Below are 19210 nucleotides of genomic sequence, written 5' to 3' on the forward strand. Positions count from 1 at the left end.
CCTCAACCAACCTCGAGGTCAACCCCCAACAACACCCCCGGACCGTCCACCCCGCGTCTCCGAGGGCGGTCAGGTGCGAGCGGCGGCGGGGTGGCGTGGGCGCGGGGGTGACGCCGTGTGCGGGTACCGGTTTCCAGGGGGTGGAACCCGGTACCCGGTGGTGGGGGTGGCGTCAGGCCAGGACTTCGCGGAGCTTGGCGGCGAACTCCTCGGGCTTTCCGGGGTAGCCGGTCTCGGGTCCGGCGAAGCCGCCGTGGTGGCTGGGGAAGACGGTGGCCTCCTGGCCGAGCAGGGCGGCCGTCGCGCGGGCGGTGCGGCCGGTGAGGGCGTCCCCGGTCTCCTCGCCCACGGCGATCACGACGCGGGTGGAGGCGCCGGTCAGCGCCTGGACGTCGGGCTCGTAGCCGGTGATCGGCCGGGACGCGTCGGACAGCAGCGGATCGCTGCGGGTGCCGTCGTCCCCGGACGGCATGCCGAACGCGGCGGGGTCGGCGGCGGGCTGGGCGAAGTAGGCGTCGGTGAACTCGCCCTGCCAGGAGGTCATCGCGATGAACGCGGCCATCCCGGCGAAGAAGCCCTTGGCCTCGTAGGCCTCCCGGACGGCGATCCGGGCGCGTTCGGCGGCATCGGCGTCCGGGACGACGGTGGTGAGCGGCGGCTCGTGCGCCACCAGGGTCGTCACGTCGCCCGGGTGGGCGGCGACCAGGGCGAGCGCGGTCACCGCGCCGCCGCTGCTGGCGAACATCTCGACCGGGCCCGCGCCGAGCGCCTCGATGATCGCGTGGACGTCGCGGGCCTGGATCTCGGGGTCGTTGACGGTGCTGCCGTCCTTGCGGACGCTGCGCCCCAGGCCGCGCGGGTCGTAGGTGACCACGGTGCGGTCGCCGAAGTGCGAGGCGAGCGCGCGGAAACCGTCGGCGGTCATGGGCTGACCGATCATGAACAACGGCGGGCGTCCGTCCGCCGTCGGAAGCGGACCCTGGACGTCGTAAACGAGGTCCGCTTCGGGCGTTTCAAGGGTGCTCATGGTCATGCTCATTTCGACTCCTGCGAATTCGGGAACTCGTCGGTTCCGGCGCCGGGCTCTGGCGGCCCTTCGACCGTTAGTCGGAGCCGCCGCCGCCGTCTCGACATCCCTCAGGACGATTTCTCGGGTCCGGCTGGTTCAGGGGTCAGTTCAGGACCTCGCGGAGCTTGGCGGCGAACTCCTCCGGCTCCCCGGAGTCGCCGGTCCCCGGCCCGGCGAAGCCACCGCGGTAGCGGGGGAAGACCATGACCTCCTGGCCGAGCAGAGCGGCCGTCGCCCGCGCGGAGCGCCCGGTGAGGGCGTCGCCGGCCTCCTCTCCCACGCCGATCACCATGCGGGTGGGAGCGGCGATCAGGGCCTGGAAGTCGGGCGCGTAGCCGGTGACCGGCCAGGCCGCGTCCGACAGAAGGCCATCGCGGACGCCGTCGTCCCCGGACGGCATGCCGAACGCGGCCGGGTCGGCGGCGGGCTGGGCGAAGTAGGCGTCATCGAACTCGCCCTGCCAGGACGCCATGGCGGTGAAGGCGGCCAGTCCGGCGATGAAGCCCCCGCCCTCGAAAGCCTCCTTGACGGCGGCCCGGGCGCGTCCGGCGGCGTCCGCGTCCGGCAGGACGGAGATCAGCGGCGGCTCGTGCACCACCAGGGTCGTCACATCGTCCGGGAAGGACCTGACCAGGGCGAGCGCCGCCACGGCGCCACCGCTGCCCGCGAACATCTCGACCGGCCCCGCCCCCAGCGCCTCGATGATCGTGTGAACGTCCCACGCCAGGGTCTCGGGGTCGGCGGCGGTGCGGCCGTCCCTGCGGGCGCTTCGGCCCGGGCTGCGCGGGTCGTGGGTGACCACGGTGCGGTCGCCGAAGTGCGAGGCGAACGCGCGGAAACCCTCGTCGGTCATCGGCTGACCGATCACGAACAACGGCGGGCGTCCGTCCGCCGTCGGAAGCGGACCCTGCACGTCGTACACGAGGTCCACTTCGGGCGTTTCAAGTGCGGTCGCGGTCATGTCGCCTCCAACGGTTCGCGGAACTCGCCGGTTCCGTCACCAGACCCTGGCGGGCCCTTCCCCCGTTGGTCGGAGCCGCCGCCGCCTTCTCGACATCCCCGGAGGGGAGGATCGCGCCCGGCCCGGTTCAGCCGTCGTCGTCCTCGCCCTCGCCCTCCTCCTCGACGTCGGGCTCTTCGGACGGGGACATGGCGAGGGTGTCCCAGGCCGGGGTGAGGGTCAGGGACTTCAGGCGCCAGCCGTAGGGCGTGCGGACGGCGGTTCCGGTGATGACCGAACCGGCCACGTAGACCTGCTCGGTGTCGAGCAGGACGAACGTCCCGTTGGAGTTCAGGCGGAAGGACGCCTTGTCACCGTCGACGCTGATGAGGTGGTTCGCGTAGATGTGCTGGGTTGTCCCGAACGTGGCCATCGTCTCCGTCAGGAACTGGGAGATGTCGGTCAGTCCGGTGTGCTCGTCCCTGTCCGCGGGGCGGCCGACCGTCGCGTCCGGGGTGAACAGGGCGGCGAGGGCCGGGAGGTCGAAGCCGCGGTCGTCCAGGGCGCGCGCGTAGCGGTCCAGGAGCGTGACGATCTCGGCGCGGTCGGCCAGGGCGGTGAGCCGGGCCTCCGCGGTCAGGTCTTGTAGCGCCATGCCCTGTCTCCGTCCGGGCGACGATCTTTCGTCACCGAACGTAGCAGGACGAAGGCGTCAAGTGATCGACCGGGGCCCCGCGGGCGGCGGAAGAATCGGCGATCAGCGGCGGAAGAGGTGGAACCTCTCCTCGCCGATGCGCTCGCGCAGGGCCGGGTCGTCGACGCCCTGGCCCTCGGCGGTCGCGCCGCACAGGACGGCGACCTTGCCGATGTGCTGGTTGGTCTGGACGGCCCGGGTGGCCTCGCCCGCGTCGGAAAGGGCGTAGGTCCGGGACAGGGTCGGGTGGATCATGCCGAGCCCGAACAGCCGGTTGACCTGCACGGCCTCGTGGTAGTTGAAGCCGTGCGAGCCGATGATGCTCTTCAGCCGCATCCACAGGAACCGGTTGTCGTACTCGTGCCTGTACCCCGTGGACGAGCCGCACGTGACGATCTTCCCGCCGCGCTTGGCGACGTAGACCGACGCGCCGAACGTCTCGCGGCCGAGGTACTCGAAGACGATGCCCGGGTCCTCGCCGACCAGCCCGCGGATGGCCTCGCCGAGGATCCGGCCCGCCTTCGGGTTCCGCAGCCCGCCCTCGCCGAGGTCGAGATCGGTGCGGTCGATGACGTGCTCGCAGCCCTGCGCGCGGACGATCTCGGCCTTCTCCTGGGACGACACGACCGCGACCGGGATCCCGCCGCCGTTCAGGACGAGCTGCGTGGCGAACGAGCCGAGCCCGCCCGTCGCGCCCCACACCAGGACGACGTCGCCCTGCTTCATCCGGGCGCCGTGCGTCCCGACGAGCATGCGGTACGCGGTCGCGGCGCACAGCGTGTTCGAGCCCGCCTCCTCCCAGGTCAGGTGGGCGGGCTTCGTGATGAGCTGGTTCGCCTTGACGACGCAGAAGTCGCCGAGCGAGCCGAAGTTGGTCTCGAACCCCCAGGCCAGCTGGGTCTCGGACATCATGCCGTCGTCGTAGGAGCCGTGGTCCTCCTCGTCCACGTAGGACGGGGAGATGACCACCCGGTCGCCGACCTTCCAGTGCTTCACGCCCGCGCCCGTGCGGACCACGACGCCCGCGCCGTCCGAGCCGAGCACGTGGTACGGCAGGTCGTGCCGCGCGCCGTACCAGCCCTGCCGCCCGAACTTCTCCAGGAACGCGAACGTCGGCACCGGCTCGAAGATCGCCGACCAGACGGTGTTGAAGTTGATCGCCGCCGACATCACCGCGACGACGCACTCGTCCGGCGCGATCTCCGGCATCTCGACCTCGCCGACGTGCATCGACCGCCGGACGTCCTTGTCCCTCTGCCCTTCGAAGATGCCCACCTCGTCCTTGCGGGTGAACGCGGCCCGGTAGCGCGCGGGCAGGTCGATCTCGGCCAGCTCCCGGCCGGACGCGCCGGACCGGACGGCTTCGAGCAGTTCGGACATGGGGGGATTCCTCCGCGGGGGGTCAGTGAGCCGGGGACAGGGCCGCCGGGCCGCTCGCCGCGCCTTCCGGTGCGGCCGTGGGGTCGGACGTCGCGCCGTCTGCGTCGGCTCCGGAAGCGGCTGTGGCGGCGAGTTGGCCGTCCAGGTGGGCTGCGAGGATCTCCACGCCGGGCGGGTCGAGCAGGTTCAGGTGGTGCACCCCGGGGATCACGACCTTCTCCAGGGCCGGGCAGAGCGGGCCGAACCCGTTCGTCCCGTCCAGGACGTACCGGGCGTCCTTCACGGCCCAGGGGGTCTCCTCGGGCGCGTAGTAGAGGATGACACGGCCGTCGTAGGGCCGGGGCTCGTACGCCTCCAGGGACCGGGTGTCCTGGTGCGAGGTGAGCTGGTGGTGCAGCGCGGCCGGGGGGATCATCTCCGCGAGCGGCGCCGCGCGCTCCATGACCAGCGCGAACTGCTGCTCCTCGGACAGCCCGGACAGTTCGTCGAAGGTGAGCGCGACCTCCAGGCCGTAGGTCTCGTTCACGTAGTCGGTGAACGCGACGAAGCGGCGGGCGAGGGTGTCGGACTCGTCCTCGACCGGGAGCGGCAGGCCCGCGTCGAACAGCGCGACGAACTCGACGTCCCGTCCGGCCTCGCGCAGCTGCCGCGCGGTCTCGTAGGCGAGGACGCCGCCGAACGACCATCCGGCCAGCCGGAACGCGCCTTCCGGCTGGGCCTCCACCAGGTGCCGCACGTAGCGGGCGGCGCGCTCCCCGACCGGGGGCGCGTCGTCGAACCGTTCGAGCCCGTACACCGGCTGGTCGTCGCCGAGCAGGTCGACGAGCTGCCGGTAGCAGGCGGTCGTGCCGCCCGCGGGGTGCGCGATGAAGATCGGACGCCGGTCCCCGGACGGCTTCAGCGGCCGGACGATCTGCCGCGCGGCCTCCTCGTCCGCGGCCCGGATGTACTCCGCGACGTGCTCGGCGGTCGGCGTCGCGAACAGCTCGCCCCGCGTGGCCTCGCCACCCAGTTCCCTCAGCAGGAGGGCGACGACCTCGTCGGCCTTCTCGTCCGTGCCGCCGAGGTCGGCGTAGAAGTCGGCGACGACCGAGACGCGGTCGAGGCCGAGGACGTCCTCGAAGAACCGGACGGCCAGGCGCTCGGCGGCGTCGCGCGCCATCACGTACCCGGACTCGGCGTTCGACACGGCGGTCACGGCGGGCGGCGCCTGAGCGTGCGCGAGGCCGAGCTCCTCGGCGGCCCACTCCTCGAACACGTCCACCGACGCGCCCTTGAGCAGCACCGACGCGGGGACGGTCAGTCCGAGGTCGTGCTCGACGCCGCTCTTGATCCGGACGGCGACCAGCGAGTCCAGCCCGAGGTCGGTGAGCGGGACGGACGGGTCGAGCCGGTCGGGCGCGAAGCCCAGCACCGATGCGATCCGCCACCTGACCTGCGCGGCGATGCGCGCGCGGGCCTCGGCCGGGTCGAGCGCCCGGACGGCCTCGATGCCGGGCCAGTCGCCCGAGTCCGGCTGCTCGGTCCGCGCGGCCTCGGTGAGCGCGGCGAAGAACGGCATGTTCGTGATCTCGGGGAACAGGCCCACGGCGGCGGACGGGTCGAACCGCAGCACACCGGCGGCGGTCACGTCGGCGGCGAGCAGCGCCTCCAGGGCCTCCGCGCCCTCCTCCGGCGTGATCGGCTCGATGACCGCGACCTTGAGGTCGGCGGCCCCGCCAACCCGCGACCAGGTGCCCCAGTTGATCGTCGTGGCGGCGCGTCCGTGCGCGCGGCGGTGCGCGGCGAGCGCGTCCAGCGCGGCGTTCGCGGCGGCGTACGCGCCCTGGCCGGGCGACCCGAGCAGCGCGGCGGCCGACGAGTGCAGGACGAGCCAGTCGAGGCCCGCGTCCCAGGTCGCCTCGGACAGCGCCCGCGCGCCCTCCACCTTCGCCGCCCACACGCGACGCAGGTCGTCCGGGCCGAGGTCGGCGATCATCCGGTCGTCGATCGCGCCCGCGCCGTGCACGACGCCGCGCAGCGTCGCCCCGCCTTCGCGCGCGGCCTCGACCAGCCGTCCGGCGACACCCGGCTCGGCGATGTCCCCGAGGACGACCCCGACGTCCACGCCGTCCTCACGCATCCGCGCGATCGCCTTCTCAGCGTCAGCGGACGGCCCAGACCGTCCCGACAACACGATCCGCGCGGCCCCCCGCTCAGCCAGCAACCGAGCCGTGGCCAGCCCGATCCCGCCGTAGCCGCCCGTGACGATGTACGCACCCCCACGCCGCACAACCCGCCGCCGCCTGTCGATCTCCGGCAGGACGGCCTGGGCGAGGCGGGCGGTGTGGCGGGTGCCGTTTCGGTAGGCGGTTTCGCGGGACGGGGTGTCGGCGAGGAGTTCGGCGACCAGGTCTTCGGGGCGTGCGGCGTCCACGAGGGTGGCGCGCTGGACGGTCCGCTCGAACGCGAGCACGCGCGTGATCGCGCGGACGTGCGCCTGCCGGAGATTTCCGGACTCACCCGGCAGGACGGGCAGTGCGTCGCGCGTCGCGACGAACAGGCGCGCGCCGTCCGGCATCGCGACGGACGTCCGCGCGACGGCCAGCGCGAGCTCCTCGTCCGCCAGTTCACCCGCCACCAACACAACACCCTGCACGTCAGCGGACGGCGTCGAACCGATCGGGCTGCGGGTGACGGTGTGGCCGCGGCGGTGTAGTTCGTCTGTGACGGAGGTGGCGAAGGGGTCGGTGTCGTCGGCGAGCAGGAGCCACGTCGCTTCGGGCAGGGTCGCTTCGGGGGTTTCGGACGCGTCCCAGACGACCTCGGCGAGCTTGGCGGAGAGCGGCACGGGTAGGTCGGCGCGCTCGGCGCGGCGCAGGGTGATGCCTGTGGCCTCGACGAGCACCTGACCGTCCGGACCGAGAATCCGCAGGTCACCGTGGGTGCCGTCGAACGTGGCGCGGACGTGTCCGCCGCGGTGCGTCGGCCCGTAGACGCGCAGGCTGCCGATCGTCTCGACCAGCGCGTCACCGTCGGCCTCGGCGTAGAGGACGCCGAGAGCGCGTTCGAAGACCTCGGGGTGCAGGCGGTAGTGGCGGCTGCCGCGTTCGGCCGCCGCGATCTCGGTCGCCGGGCCGCCCGGCGGGGACGCGGGCGCCCGGTGGTCCTCGCCGACGTCGGCGCCGGCCAGGCGGGTCCAGGTGCCCGCCGGAGTCAGCGCGTGGATCTCGACGCGCTGGTCGTCCTCGCTGAAGGTGGTCGTGACCGTCGTGGACGCGTCCAGCGCGAGCGGCTTCTCTATCCACAGGCTGTTGACACGCACGGACTCGACGCCGAGCGCCTCGGCGCCCGCGGCGAGCGCCATCTCCGCGAACGCGGCGGGCGGCAGGACGTCCAGGCCGCGCGTCGGAGTGATCCACGGCTGGGCGGCGGTGCCGACGTCGGCGCGCCAGGCGTGCCGGTCCTCGCCGGGGAGTTCGACGTGCGCGCCGAGCAGCGGATGCTCGTCGCGGCCCGCGCCACGGCGGCGCGTCCGGGACGTGTCGATCCAGTGCCGCTCGTGCCGCCAGGGCGCGGACGGCACGTCGGTGACCGTGCCGTCGGCGGGCGCGGCGATCCGGTGCCCGCGCGCGGCGAGCCCGGCGAGCTGCGCGTGGAAGGTCAGGGTGTCGTCGGTCTCCTGGCCCTTGGGCGCGCGCTTCAGCGTGTGGGTGACGAACGCGCCGACTCCGTCGAGGGTCTCGCCGACGGGGTGCGCGAGGATCGGGTGCGCGTTGACCTCGATGAACGTCCGGAATCCGTCGTCGGCGGCAGCCGCGATCGCGTCGGTGAGACGGACCGGATTGCGAAGGTTCTGCGCCCAGTACCCGGCGTCCATCGGGACGTCGGCGCGCGGGTCGTCCAGCGCGGTCGTGTAGAGGCGGACGTCGTCGGCGAACGGGGTCCCGGGCTTCGCGCCGACCTCGGCGAGGGCCTCGCGCAGGTCGGGCAGGAGCGGGTCGACCTGCGGTGAGTGGCCCGCGCCCTCGGCCTTGATCATCCGTGCGAGGCGGCCCTCGGCCTCGGCGCGCGCGACGACCGTCGCGACCTGCTCGGCGTCGCCGGTGACGACCGTCTGCGTCGGCGAGGAGTGGACGGCCGCGTACACCTCGTCCAAGCCGTCCGCGAGGCGGGCGACCTCGGCGGCGGAAGCGCCGAGCACCGCCATCGCACCGCCGCCGACCAGCCGGTCCAGCAGCCGCGAGCGGCGGCAGATGACCTTGACGCCGTCCGCGAGGGACAGCTTCCCGGCGACGACGGCCGCGGCGACCTCGCCCATCGAGTGCCCGACGACCGCGCCGGGCGTGACGCCGTACGCCGTCCACATGCGCGCGAGCCCGATCTGGATCGCGAACAGCAGCGGCATCGTGACGGCCGGGCCGCCCTCGATGGGCTCGCCCTCCTCCAGGACGGCCCACAGCTCGGGGCCGCCCTCGTCGGCGAACAGCGCGTCCAGGTCGTCGATGGCCTCGGCGAACGCGGGCTCCTCCTCCAGGAGCCGCTGCGCCATGCCCGTCCGCTGCGCGCCGTACCCGGAGAACACCCAGACCGGACGTCCCGGAACGCCGACCGCCGTCCCGCTGACCAACCCGGGATGCGGACGCCCTTCGACCAGCGCTTTCAGGCCGTCGACCAGCCCGGCGCGGTCGCGTGCGGCGACGACGGCGCGAACTCGGCCACGGCCGTCGCGCCGACGCAGCGTCCGCGCGAGGTCGGCGTCGGGGACCTCGCGTCCGTCCAGCCACGTGAGGAGCTCGGACGCGTACGCGCGGATCCGGTCCTCGGACGTGTCGGAAAGCGGATATAGGCGAACCGGAACGTCCTCGCGCACGACCTCGGCGGCCGGGGCCTCCTCCAGGACGACGTGCGCGTTCGTCCCGCCGAACCCGAACCCCGAGACACCCGCCCGGCGCGCGTGGCCGCGCCTCGGCCACGGCGTCTCCTCGCCCACGACCGCGAGCCGCAGGTCGTCGAACGGGATGTGCGGGTTCGGCTCCTTGTAGTGGTTGGACGGCGGGATCACGCCGTGGTGCAGCGCGAGGACGGCCTTGACCAGCCCCGCGGCGCCCGCCGCCGCCTCCATGTGCCCGAGGTTGGACTTGACCGAGCCGAGCAGCAGCGGCGCGTCCGCGTCGCGTCCCGCGCCCAGCACCTCGCCGAGCGCCTTCGCCTCGATCGGGTCGCCGAGGAAGGTCCCCGTGCCGTGCGCCTCGACGTAGTCGACCTCGCGCGTGTCGATCCCGGCGGCGGCGTACACGTCCCGGAGCAGCGCCTTCTGCGCCTCGGAGTTCGGCGCGACCAGGCCGTTCGAGCGTCCGTCGGAGTTCACGCCCGAGCCGCGGATGACCGCGAGCACCCGGTCGCCGTCCCGCTCGGCGTCGGAGAGCCGCTTCAGGACGACCGCGCCGCAGCCCTCCGCCCGGACCATGCCGTCCGCGCTCGCGTCGAACGCCTTGCAGTGCCCGTCGGACGCCGTCCCGCCCGCGAGGTCGAACGTCATCGTCACGGTCGGCGACAGCAGCACGTTCACGCCGGACGCGAGCGCCACGTCCGCCTCGCCGCTGCGCAGCGCCTGGACGGCCAGGTGCGCGCTGACCAGCGAGGACGAGCACGCCGTGTCCACGATCATGGACGGCCCGCGCAGGTCCAGCAGGTACGACAGGCGTCCGGCGATCACGCTGAGCGCCGCGCCGGTCGCCGTGAACGGCTCCAGCGCGGCCAGGTCGGACGCCGTGAACGCCGCGTACTCGGGCGCGGAGACGCCGACGAACACGCCCGTCCGGGTGCCGCGCAGCGCGGCGGGCGCGAGGCCCGCGTGCTCGAACGCCTCCCAGGCGACCTCCAGGACGAGCCGCTGCTGCGGGTCCATGACGGCGGCCTCGCGCGGCGAGATCCCGAAGAACTCCGCGTCGAACCCGGCGATGTCGGAGAGGAAGCCGCCGAGCCGGGTCGTCCGCGCGAGCAGGTCGCCGACCTCGGGCGATCCGTCGTCGAACGCGTCCCAGCGGCCGTCCGGGACCTCGCGGACGGCGTCCCCGCGCCCGAGGAGGAACCGCCAGAAGTCGTCCGCGCCGGTCAGGTCCCGGTCGCCGCCCGGCATCCGCAGCCCGACGCCGACCACCGCGATCGGCTCGTCCGCGCGGACCTCCGCGACCGGGGCGGGAGCGGGCGTCTCGTCGCGTCCGGCGAGCGCGGCGGACAGCCGGTTGATCGTGGGGTGCTCCCAGACGAGCGTCGCGGGCAGCGCGCGGCCGAGAAGTTGCTCCAGTTCCCCCGCGACCGCGACCGCGTCGCGGGAGGCGAGCCCGAACTCCTCCAGCGGACGGTCCGGATCCACCTCGGAGGGCTCGACGCGGGACCGGCGCGCGATCTGCTCGACCAGGTACCGGCGGATCGCGTCCTCACCGATCCCCTCACGGGAGTGCATCTGCGGGGTTCCCCCAATAACGCGGGATCGTTCGTGCGGCACGGAAGGAGGTCCACGATGTCCTACTTTGACCGTCTCACGATGCGCACACAGGCCACTTTTCTCATGGGCCACTTGTCACGCCGATGACAAGACCCCCACTGGCAAGGGATGTGGCCTGATGGGATAGTTGGGCGGCATCACCACTCACGCTCAACAGGGGGAAGCGGCGAGGGACGTGACCCGAGGACGATACCGGTGGGCACTGCTGGTCGTCGCCGTCAGCGCCTTCATGACCACCATGGACAACACGGTGGTCATCCAGGCGATCCCGACGATCCGCCGGGACCTCGGGATGTCCGGTTCCGCCGGGGAGTGGGTCACCACCGGCTACATGCTGATGTTCTCGTGCCTGATGGTCGCCGGGGGCCGGATCACCGACATCTACGGCTGCCGCGTCGGCTTCACCACCGGCATGACGATCTTCACCGTGGCGTCCGCGGCCTGCGGGTTCGCCCCCGACGCGGGGATCCTCATCCTCGCGCGCGTGCTCCAGGGCGCGGGCGCCGCGCTCGCGCTCCCCGCGACGCTCGTCATGGTCACGGTCGGGCGCACCGACAAGCAGCGGTCCCTCGGCACGATCGTCTGGGTCGCGGCGGGCGGCGCGGCGACCGCCCTCGGCGGTCCGATCGGCGCGTCCATCGTCACCTACTGGTCATGGAGCTGGATCTTCCTCGTCAACATCGTCCCGGGCGTGCTGGTGATCGCGCTCGGCGCGGTGGTGCTGACGTCCAAGGCCGAGAACGCCGACGCCCGGGTGGACATGCCGGGCGTGCTGATCTCCGCGACGATGCTGTTCGCGCTGGTCTACGGGCTGGAGGCCGTCCAGCGGGACGGCTGGACGGCCCGTCCCGTACTGGGCGTGTTCGCGCTCGCGCTCATCGCCCTCACCTGCTTCGTCACGGTCGAGCGGTGGGCCCCCGACCCGATGATCCACCTCGGCTTCTTCCGGAACCGGGTGTTCGTCGGCGGGCTGCTGTCCCAGATGCTGCAGGGCATGGGCTTCACGGCCGTGCTGTTCTACTCGGCCACCTTCATGCAGGACTACCTCGGCTTCTCCGCCGTCCGGTCGTCGCTGGTCCTGCTGCCCGCCGCGTTCGTGATCATGGCGCTGACCCCGGTCGCGTTCTGGCTCGCCGGACGCGTCGGACCGCGCATCGCGATCGGCACCGGCATGGGCCTGATGGCGCTCGGGATGTCCTGGTTCTCGCTCATCCGCCGGGGTGACGGCTACACCGACCTGCTGCCGGGCGTCCTGACCGTCGGGGCCGGATCCGCGCTGGTCATGCCGCTCGCGATGTACGTCCTCAAGGCCATCCCGGACACCCGGACCGGCGTCGCCAGCGGCATCCTCAACGTGATCCGCGAGGCGTCCGGCGCGTTCGGCATCGCGGTCGTCGGCGTCCTCGTGCACGACCTCCCCGGGCAGGCGTCGGCGGCGGCGATGGAGCGCTTCCGCCACGGCATCTCGTCCGGGCTGCTGCTGGGCGCGGCGCTCGTCGCGGTCGGCGGCCTGATCAGCGCGACGACGCTGCCGCGCAAACACGAGCTGAAGGAGACGGCGTCCGCCTCACCCTCGCGCGCGTCCGCGCCCGTCCAGGAGGACGTGCTGGTCGCGTCCGGTGGCGGCCGGCGCGAACGGCGGCGCAGGGCGGTCCCGGAGACGCGCCGCTCGCCGTCCTACAACGGCTACGAGATCGGTGTCCCCCACGGTGACCGGCGCGGACGCTACGGACTGGCCTCCTACCTGGACGAGAACGTCCGCCGCGGCTTCCCCCCTCCCCCCGAGGGCTGGTACCGCCCGTACGATCCCGAGGACAGCGAAGCGACCGGGCCGCACCGCATCCTGCGCGACGACGCCTGGTAGACCGGAGGGGTGCCGATGAGCCGGACCGTCGTGATCTTCGCGGCCGGGTCGCGCGGGGACGTCCAGCCGTGCGTCGCGCTCGGCCGCGCCCTGGCCGCGCGCGGCGACCGCGTCCGCCTCGTGGCCAGCGCCCGCTACGCGCCCCTCGCGCAGTCCGCCGGGCTCGACCTCGCGCCCCTGACGGTCGACCCGGCCGAGATCCTCACCTCGGACGCGGGCCAGGAACTCCTCGCGGGCGGCCGGAACCCCGTCCGCTTCCTGACCGGATTCCGGCGCATCCTCGGCCCCGCCGCGCGCCGTCTCCTGGACGAGTGCCTCGCCGGATCCAAGGACGCGGACCTCCTCCTCGGCCCCACGCTCGGCCTGCTCCCCCGCCACATCGGCGAGCACCTGGACGTCCCGTGGGCCCTGATCCACTTCCAGCCGAGCCATCCGACCCGCGCGTTCCCGCACCCGTTCGTCCCGCGCTCGCTCGGCGGCCCCGGCAATCGCGCGAGCTTCGCCGCCGTCGACCAGATCGCCTGGCAGCTCTCCCGCCCGTTCCTCAACCCGTGGCGGCGCGAGTCCCTCGGCCTCCCGCCGCTCCCCCTCCGTGGCGCGCCCCGCGACGAGCCGCTCGTCCTGGCCTGCTTCAGCGAACACGTGGTGCGGCGTCCCGCCGACTGGCCGGGACACGTCCACCTCACGGGCTACTGGACGCTGGACGAGCCGTCCTTCACCCCGCCGGACGAGCTGGCGTCCTTCCTCGCGGGCGGCCCGCCGCCCGTCTACGTCGGCTTCGGCAGCATGGTCCCGAAGGACGCGACGCTGACCGACCTGACCGTCCGGACGGCTCTCCGGCTGGCGGGCGTGCGCGGCGTCGTCCAAGGTGACCCGGCGACCTCGGACGACGACGTCCTGGCCGTCCGGGACGTCCCGCACACGTGGCTCTTCCCCCGGATGGCGGCGGTCGTCCACCACGGCGGAGCGGGCACGACGGCCGCCGGGCTGCGCGCCGGCGTCCCGTCCGTGATCACCCCGTTCTTCGGCGACCAGCCTTACTGGGCCGACCGCGTGACCGCCCTGGGCGCGGGGCCCGCCGCCGTTCCCTTCCGCACTCTGACCGCCCCGAAACTGGCCGCCGCGATCCGCACGGCGACGTCCGGCGAGGCGATCCGCGCCCGCGCCGCCGACCTGGGCGCACGCCTCCGCGCCGAGAACGGCGTCGACCGGGCCGTCGAACTCCTAGACCGCCTGTAGCCGCATCGCGCGACGCCACGCTGCCCCGGTGAGCAGGCGCAGGCCGTTGAGCCCGACGATCACGGTCGAGCCCTCGTGCCCGGCGACGCCGAGGGGCAGCGGCAGGTTCCCGGCCAGGTCCCAGATGACCAGGCCGGTGATGAAGACGGTCGCGATGACCAGGTTCTGGACGACCAGCCTCCGGGCCCGCCGCGACAGCGCCACGACGGCCGGGACGGTGTCGAGCTCGTCGCGGACGATGACGGCGTCGGCGGTGTCCAGGGCGAGGTCGGACCCGGCACGTCCCATGGCGATGCCGGTGTGCGCGGTGGCCAGGGCCGGAGCGTCGTTGACGCCGTCGCCGACCAGCAGCACCTTGTGCCCGGCACTCTGGAGGTCGGTGACCGCGTCCGCCTTGTCCTGCGGCAGCAGCCCGGCTCGCACGTCGGTGATGCCCGCCTCGCGCGCCAGATGGGCGGCGGCGCGCGGGTTGTCCCCGGTGAGCAGAACCGGCGCGGCACCGGTCAGCTCGCCCAGCGCCGCGACCGCCCCGGACGCCTCGGGACGCAGCCGATCGGCGATGCCGAGCACCCCTGCGGGCACGCCGTCCACCTCGACGACCACGGCCGTCCGTCCCTTTTCCTCCAGCTCGGCGACGTGATCGGCGTGCGCGAGCCGCGCGGGGCTCCCGACCTGATCGGCGTCCGCGAGCCGCGCGGGGCTCCCGACCGCCACGGGACGTCCGTCCACCACGGCCGCGACACCGACGCCCGGCGTCGAGACGAAGTCGGAAACCGGCGGAAGTACCAGGTCACGGGCCCTTGCCGCGCCGACGACCGCCCGCGCGATCGGGTGCTCGCTCGAATACTCGGCCGCCGCCGCCAGCGCCAGCAGCTCGTCCTCGCTCAGCCCCGCCAACGGCCGCACATCGGTCACGTGCGGAACGCCCTCGGTCAGCGTGCCGGTCTTGTCCAGCGCGACCCGGTCGACCTGCCCGAGCCGCTCCATCACCACGGCCGACTTCACCAGGACACCATGCCGTCCGGCGTTCGCGATCGCCGACAGCAGCGGCGGCATCGTCGCCAGCACCACCGCGCACGGCGACGCGACGATCATGAACGTCATCGCGCGCAGCAGCGCGGACCGCAGGTCGTCCCCGAAGGCCGGCGGCACCACGAACAGGGCGAGCGTCGCGGCGACCATCCCCAGGCTGTACCGCTGCTCGATCCTCTCCACGAACAGCTGCGTCGGGGCCTTGGTCTCGGACGCCTCCTCGACCATCGCGACGATCCGCGCGATCACCGAGTCGGACGGATCGCGCTCGACCACGACGCGCAGCGCGCCCGTGCCGTTGAGCGTCCCGGCGAACACCTCGTCCCCAGTGGCCTTCGCGACCGGCAGCGGCTCCCCGGTGATCGTGGCCTGGTCGACGTCGCTGGCGCCCTCGGTCACCCGCCCGTCCGCGCCGAAGCGCTCGCCGGGCCGCACCAGCAGGACGTCCCCGACCCGCAGCCGCTCGGTGGCCACGACCTCCTCGCCGCCGTCGTCGCCGAGCCGGGTCGCCGTGGCGGGCGCCAGATCCAGCAACCCCCGCACCGAGTCGGCGGTCCGCGCCGTGGCCACGGCCTCCAATGCCCCGGACGTGGCAAAAATGACGATCAGCAGCGCCCCGTCCAGCACCTGCCCAATCGCCGCCGCCCCGAGGGCCGCGACGACCATCAGCAGATCGACGTCCAGGCTCCGCTCACGAAGCGCCTTGAGGCCCTCCCACCCGGGCTCCCACCCGCCGGTGACATAGACCCCCGCGAACAGCGGCCCCCAGACCCAGGCAGGCGCTCCGACCAGGTACAGCGGCAGGGCCGCCGCGAACAGCACCAGCGCCAGCCCGGCCCACCGCGCCTCGGGCAACGCCAGAATCCGCGTGCGCCGCCGGGGAGCGGCCTCACGGGCGACGCCGGGCGGCGCCGTACGGGTGAGCGTGGAGGACATCGGCGAAAACTCCTTGCACAAGCGGAACTCCGGTCACCTTACCATGAACACTTGAACATGAATTCATGTGTTGTCCCGCGCATAGGATGGCGCCATGGGTCACGGAGCCGAAAGCCCGGAGGAGGTGCCGCGCACCCCGCTCACCCCGGCGAGCGCCGCGCACGTGGCGGGCACCCTTCAGGCGCTGGCCACCCCGTCCCGCCTGCTGATCCTGGCCCGCCTCCGCGAGGGCCCGCTCCCCGCGACCGAGCTGGCCGCCGAGGTCGGCATGGAGCAGTCCGCCTGCTCCCACCAGCTCCGCCTACTGCGCAACCTCGGCCTGGTTACCGGCACCCGCCAGGGCCGCCACATCATGTACGCCCTGTACGACGACCACGTGGCCACCCTCCTGGACCAGGCCCTCTACCACGTGGAACACCTCCGCCTGGGCATCACCGACACCCCACCCGCCGAGCCCGAGCCAGCGGGCTGACCCCTCAGACGATCCGTCCGAGCACTCCCGACTCGGCCACGATCAGCCCGCCGATGACGACGAACACCGTCGGCACCAGCCAGTGCCCATGCCGTCCGACGACCTCGATCACCTTCTTGTGCGCCCCGAGAAGCGACCCGGCCAGGCACCACACGGCCACGCCGACAAGGAACACGCAGACCATCACGACCGTGGACGCCGTCCCCACCGCCCGAAAAACCGGCGTGTAAACGGAAACGTTGTCGGCCCCATTAGCAACGGTCACCCCCGCAACCGCCACCAGCCCGGACGCCACGACAGGCGACCCGTCCCCACGGGCCCGAACGGCCGCCACCAGCCCCTTAACGCCCAACCCCAGGGGCACGACGCCAAGCAGCCCCACCCAAGCGTCCGGCACGACCGCCAACCCCAACGCGGCAACCACCGAACCCAACACCAGCAGGACGAACCCCGCATACTGCCCACCCCAGATCTCCCAGACCCGAGGACTCCCGCTCGCCCGCGCCGACAAGAACAACACCGTCAAAACGATGATGTCGTCGACGTTCGTCCCAGCGAACAACCCAACCGCCGACGCCACACTCCCCGCAATCCCACCCACAACCCGCGAACCTACCGGCCCCACCCCGCCGCCAAGCCCCCAAAAAGGCTCCGCGCACACAGAGCCCCAGCCGCCCCCACGAGGACAACCGGGCCCCGTCGCGCGGACACGACGGGGCCCAGTGACGAGTGGTCAGGCGGTATCCGGCACCACTTCCAGATGAAGGGCGTCCCCGTTGCCGAGGTCACGCCACAGCCTCACCGGTCTGCCCAGGCGAAGCTCGGTCAGGGCGTTGACGAGCGCGTCCTTGGAGTAGTGGCCCTGCGCCGACAGGTGTCGGCGCAGGAACTCCACCGCTCCCTCAGGGCTGTTCCAGTCCTCCACCGGTTCGATGTCACCCGGGACCGAATCCGCCGGTCCCCGCCAGGAGTGGCAGCGCCACAGGTTGGTCATGCCACACCCCCGGACGTGTCCGTCTCGGCACGAACGCGGTTCAGCAGTTCGGCCGTCTCGCGCCGCGAGAACGCCAGGACCGGGCCGCCGGGGTCCTTGGAGTCACGGACCCCGACCACGCCCGCCGTGGCGGCCATCTCCACACAGTCGTCCCAGTCGGGACTGTGGCTGGACTTGCGCCAGGACACGCCGCCCCACATTTCACCCATGGTTCCTCCCAGAGCGTCACCTCGGACTGTGGTGGCTCACGCCAAGGACGCTAGGTCGCCGCCTCAAGGAGGCTCCACAAAGATGCTCGATGATGCTCGACCGGGTTCAGAGCTGCGCGTACGTCTCCGAGATCAGCCGCTCAGCGCCCGCCCCGACGAGGGCCATGGTGGAGAGTTCGGCGAAGACGCGTCGATAGACCTCGACCTCCCCGGGCGCGGTGATGTTCAGTTCGGCGGTGGGCGTCTCGGTGATCACGCGCCGCCCGTCGAAGATCCAGAAGTCGGGCACCGACCAGATGCGGCGTTCCCGGTCCCGGGGGATGATTCCCAGCGAGACCTGCGGCCACGTGGCAACGAGGCGCAAGTGATCAAGCTGCTCCCGCAGCATCTCGCGCGAACCGATCCGGGACCACAACGCCGATTCCTCCAGGACGACGGCGAACCTCCGCTTCCCTGACCGGACGACGCGTTGCCTCTCCATGCGGGCCTCGACCGCGTCCGCGAGGTCACCGGGGAACCCGTGGAACTCGTTGAACCGCCCCATGCGAGCCGTCGCATAGTCCCTGGTCTGGAACAGGCCAGGAACCACCCCCGGCTCGTAGATGTGAAAGCTCGTGGTCTTCTCGTAGAGAGGAATGGCTCCTCGCTGTACCGCCTTCAACCCGGACCGGGCGGCCCGTCGCCACTCGACGTACATCGTCTCGACGGCGCGGGCCATCCCGATCAGATCAGGGATCTGATCCTCCGCGCCGCACACGGCGCACCAGGTGCGGATGTCCAGCTCGGACGGCGCGGTCGTGGTCGCTTCGATCTTGTAGACCTTGGTCCGATCCCAGTTCGCGGCCCGCGCCAACGCCGTCCCGCTCAGGTTCGCATCACGGCGAATGTCCCGCAGGCGCACCGCGATGGCGCGCCGCGCCTCCCGAACCGCCGGTGTCGGAGAGTGGGCCACCGTCAGGGCTTGAACTCGGAATGATCAACACCCCTCGCCCAGGCCGCCTCGAAAGCTGAACGCGCCAGCTCGGCCGACGCCTCCCGGGCATCTCGTTCGACCTCGCCAAGGACGCCGTCCCCTGAGAAGTGATTCCAGTAGACGACGGACCTGTCGATCAGCCAGAAGTCCGCGCCGGTCAGACACAGATCGGCCGCGTCACGCCGGGCCAACCATCGGACCTGCTCACCGGCTCCGATGTTCATGCTCGTCGTCCAGTGGAGGTACCGCGTGTACTCACTGACAGGAGTCCCGACGATACGGGCGCGGCGAACCGCGACACCACGCGCCACGGCCTCCCGGACGAGCGACACCCAGGACGCGAACCTGTCCGCAGGGTCGTAGTCGACCCCGGCCTTCCAGTCCGCGAACGTCCTGGACGGAGGGCCGTAGAAGTCTCTCAACTCCAGATGCAGGGCCTCACGGTCCGCTTCGCGGAGCATCGCCGCGAAGGTCTCCTCGAAGTTCTGCGATGACACCATGCGCCTCCGCCAGCAACCGGTACAGCCGATCAGGGAACCGGACGATCGACTCGTGATCCGGCGTCAGCTTCCCCGTCGCCCGCGCTTCGGCCCTGGTCGGTTCGTCCCCGGTCAGCCCCTGCACAAGGATCTCGTGAGTGTCGGTGTCCACCCACACGGCGGGAGAGCCGCCGCCTTCGCTCTTGTCGTCTCCGCCGATCAACCGTAGAGCCATATCGCGTCTCCAGCCGGGTGGATGCTCGATGATGCTCACTGCCTCTCAGCGGAGAGCGTCCGCCGCATACTGCTGCACGGTCAAGGAACGAGCGGCATTGGTGTCCATGCGGAACGAACATGTCGTCCACCAGAAAGCGATGTGCACGCGGCATCCCGCTCACACGGAAGCCCCGGCCGCCCGTCCCACAAGGACGACCGAGGC

15 protein-coding genes are annotated in these 19210 nt (G+C 72.5%); 3 read left to right on the forward strand and 12 right to left on the reverse strand.

Annotated features, from left to right (window positions below):
* Positions 1-172: 172 nt before the first annotated feature.
* From P696_RS0109800 to P696_RS44380, 5 genes are all read right to left on the reverse strand, one after another.
* Entirely contained in the window at positions 173-1027 is an 855-nt protein-coding gene (locus P696_RS0109800) for an alpha/beta fold hydrolase (protein WP_245627590.1), read from the reverse strand.
* Positions 1028-1172: 145 nt separating this feature from the next.
* Positions 1173-2030 carry an alpha/beta fold hydrolase gene (locus P696_RS0109805; protein ID WP_026412215.1) on the reverse strand — a complete coding sequence of 286 codons (858 nt, stop codon included), beginning with the start codon at positions 2028-2030 and terminating at the stop codon, positions 1173-1175.
* 127 nt (positions 2031-2157) lie between these two features.
* On the reverse strand, positions 2158-2664 hold the full coding sequence (locus P696_RS0109810) for a nuclear transport factor 2 family protein (protein WP_026412216.1): 507 nt from the start codon (positions 2662-2664) through the stop codon (positions 2158-2160).
* A gap of 102 nt (positions 2665-2766) precedes the next feature.
* On the reverse strand, positions 2767-4083 hold the full coding sequence (gene ccrA, locus P696_RS0109815) for a crotonyl-CoA carboxylase/reductase (RefSeq protein WP_026412217.1): 1317 nt from the start codon (positions 4081-4083) through the stop codon (positions 2767-2769).
* 22 nt (positions 4084-4105) lie between these two features.
* Complete coding sequence (locus P696_RS44380; RefSeq protein ID WP_084337169.1) at positions 4106-10531, reverse strand: type I polyketide synthase; 6426 nt, start codon at positions 10529-10531, stop codon at positions 4106-4108.
* A 217-nt stretch (positions 10532-10748) separates the two neighbouring features.
* On the opposite strand from P696_RS44380, the gene P696_RS44385 reads away from it, so the two are divergent.
* Both P696_RS44385 and P696_RS0109830 read left to right on the forward strand, forming a co-directional pair.
* Complete coding sequence (locus P696_RS44385; protein ID WP_051467223.1) at positions 10749-12437, forward strand: MFS transporter; 1689 nt, start codon at positions 10749-10751, stop codon at positions 12435-12437.
* Between the two features lie 15 nt (positions 12438-12452).
* On the forward strand, positions 12453-13676 hold the full coding sequence (locus P696_RS0109830; RefSeq protein WP_026412218.1) for a glycosyltransferase: 1224 nt from the start codon (positions 12453-12455) through the stop codon (positions 13674-13676).
* Here the strand turns inward: P696_RS0109830 and P696_RS0109835 are convergent.
* The gene (locus P696_RS0109835) at positions 13662-15644 is read right to left on the reverse strand and encodes a heavy metal translocating P-type ATPase (RefSeq protein WP_026412219.1); all 1983 of its coding nucleotides are present in this window, start codon (positions 15642-15644) and stop codon (positions 13662-13664) included. The two genes, P696_RS0109830 and P696_RS0109835, sit on opposite strands and share 15 nt — an antisense overlap.
* 94 nt (positions 15645-15738) lie before the next feature.
* On the opposite strand from P696_RS0109835, the gene P696_RS0109840 reads away from it, so the two are divergent.
* Entirely contained in the window at positions 15739-16116 is a 378-nt protein-coding gene (locus P696_RS0109840; RefSeq protein ID WP_026412220.1) for an ArsR/SmtB family transcription factor, read from the forward strand.
* A 4-nt stretch (positions 16117-16120) separates the two neighbouring features.
* On the opposite strand, the gene P696_RS0109845 is transcribed toward P696_RS0109840, so the two are convergent.
* From P696_RS0109845 to P696_RS56840, 6 genes are all read right to left on the reverse strand, one after another.
* Positions 16121-16717, reverse strand: a complete 597-nt coding sequence (locus P696_RS0109845; protein WP_211245684.1) for a cadmium resistance transporter — start codon at positions 16715-16717, stop codon at positions 16121-16123.
* Between the two features lie 132 nt (positions 16718-16849).
* Positions 16850-17110 (reverse strand): hypothetical protein, encoded by a 261-nt coding sequence (locus P696_RS0109850; protein WP_026412222.1) that lies wholly within the window; start codon positions 17108-17110, stop codon positions 16850-16852.
* Positions 17107-17319 (reverse strand): DUF397 domain-containing protein, encoded by a 213-nt coding sequence (locus tag P696_RS0109855; RefSeq protein WP_026412223.1) that lies wholly within the window; start codon positions 17317-17319, stop codon positions 17107-17109. Before P696_RS0109855 ends, P696_RS0109850 begins: the two co-directional genes overlap by 4 nt.
* Positions 17320-17425: 106 nt before the next feature.
* Positions 17426-18271 (reverse strand): helix-turn-helix domain-containing protein, encoded by an 846-nt coding sequence (locus P696_RS0109860; protein ID WP_026412224.1) that lies wholly within the window; start codon positions 18269-18271, stop codon positions 17426-17428.
* A 2-nt stretch (positions 18272-18273) separates the two neighbouring features.
* Entirely contained in the window at positions 18274-18792 is a 519-nt protein-coding gene (locus P696_RS0109865) for a DUF6879 family protein (protein ID WP_026412225.1), read from the reverse strand.
* The gene (locus P696_RS56840) at positions 18731-19045 is read right to left on the reverse strand and encodes a hypothetical protein (protein ID WP_170026390.1); all 315 of its coding nucleotides are present in this window, start codon (positions 19043-19045) and stop codon (positions 18731-18733) included. Before P696_RS56840 ends, P696_RS0109865 begins: the two co-directional genes overlap by 62 nt.
* Positions 19046-19210: the final 165 nt, after the last annotated feature.

This window comes from Actinomadura oligospora ATCC 43269, assembly GCF_000518265.1.
Taxonomy (GTDB): Bacteria; Actinomycetota; Actinomycetes; order Streptosporangiales; family Streptosporangiaceae; genus Spirillospora; species Spirillospora oligospora.